Origin of the sequence: Arthrobacter crystallopoietes BAB-32 (genome assembly GCF_000328305.2) — a bacterium.
In the GTDB taxonomy this organism is placed as follows: domain Bacteria; phylum Actinomycetota; class Actinomycetes; order Actinomycetales; family Micrococcaceae; genus Crystallibacter; species Crystallibacter crystallopoietes_A.
Genome location: NZ_ANPE02000328.1, coordinates 1 through 1,418, shown reverse-complemented (window position 1 = coordinate 1,418; position 1,418 = coordinate 1). Strand labels below are relative to the sequence as shown.

Annotated in this window: 2 protein-coding genes; both read left to right on the top strand. The window is 71.7% G+C overall.

Annotated elements, in window-relative coordinates:
* Nucleotides 1–442 (top strand): helix-turn-helix transcriptional regulator (locus tag D477_RS20745; protein WP_043847821.1); only part of this gene is annotated, 442 nt, incomplete at its 5' end.
* Nucleotides 443–445: 3 nt separating this feature from the next.
* The coding region (locus D477_RS20740; protein WP_043847822.1) for an ATP-binding protein at nt 446–1,418 on the top strand (973 nt) is incomplete at its 3' end.

Genomic DNA, 1,418 nt, shown 5'->3' with positions numbered 1-1,418 from the left:
GCTGCTGGACGGGGCGCCCCGGGACTGCGGTCCGGCCGGCGAGCTGGGGGAGCTGTTCGCGTCCGGCCTGCTGAGGCACGACGGCGGTGCCTTGCTTGAAGCGGCGCGGCTCGCCTCCGCGGACGGCAACGATTTGTTCGCCCACCAGGCTGCCAGGGCAGCCCAGGACGCGGCGGCGGACCAGCCGACGATGCGGCAGGCGCGGGAGCTGGCTAATTCGAGCTTCCGCCGGCTGCGACCGGAGTACGGGCTGCGTTACCGGTTTGGCCTGCTTGGACGGTTCGAACGCGAACTGGCGCTCGGCGCGGCGCACAGCAAGAGCAGCGTGGAACTGGGCAAGCAGCTCAACCTCTCGCCGCGGACGGTTGACTGGCACCTGGGCAAAATCTATTCGAAGCTGAACATCTCCAGCCGGGCCGAACTCGCAGAGTTGCTGACATAGGCCATGGAGGAATTTGGGGGAATCTCATTAGTGGGCCGGGACGCCGAGGTCCGGGCCGTCGTCGACGCCGTCTGCACCGGCTCCGGCGCGCTGGTGGTGGCGGAGCAGGGCCTGGGTAAGACGGCGCTGGCCCGGACGGTGCTGGCCGAACTGGGCTCCACCGTCGTCCCGCTGCGGATCCATGCCAGCCCGACCCTGTCGCAGGTGCCGTTCGCTGCGCTGGCGCCTTACCTTGGCTCGCTCCAGGAGGACCAGACGGACTCGGTGCTGGCGGCAATGCGCTCGGTGCTCGCGCACATCAACGGGCTGGCGCCGGGCCGGATCCCGGTGCTGCTGGTGATCGACGACGCCCATGACCTGGACGAAGCCAGCGCCCTGCTGGCCGCCCAGCTGGCGGCGTCCGGGACAGTGAAGCTGCTGGCGCTGAGCCGGCCGGCGCCCGCAGTGCCGCAGGAGCTCACGTCGCTGGCCGCGGACGGACTGCTGGTCCGCCGGCTGCTGCCGCCGCTGGATGAACAGGCCGTGCAAGGGCTGTCCCGGCTGGCCCTTGGCGGCCGGATCCTGCCCAGCCTCGGCAGCGCCTTCGCTGCGGCCTCGGGCGGAAACCCGGCGTTCCTGCTGGCCCTCCTGGCGCAGGAACGCCGCCAGGGCATACTCATCGAGCGCAACGGCGTGTGGCTGCGCACCGGTGAGCCGGGACGGCCGGATGGACGGCTGTCGGACCTGGTCAAGGGGCATTTCCGCCGCTGTACACCGGAGCAGCGCGAGGTCCTGGAGACGGTGGCGCTGGCGGATCCCGTTCCGCTCGGCCTGCTGCTGGAAACCGCGGCCGGGGAGCAGGTGGATGCCCTGGTGGAAGCCCGGCTGATCACCGTGGACGACGGCGCCGAGCGGCTGGTCCGGGTCGCCCACCCGCTGTACGGGCAGGTGCTGCGGGCAGCGGTGCCCGCGGGCCGGAGCCTGCGCCTGCACCAGC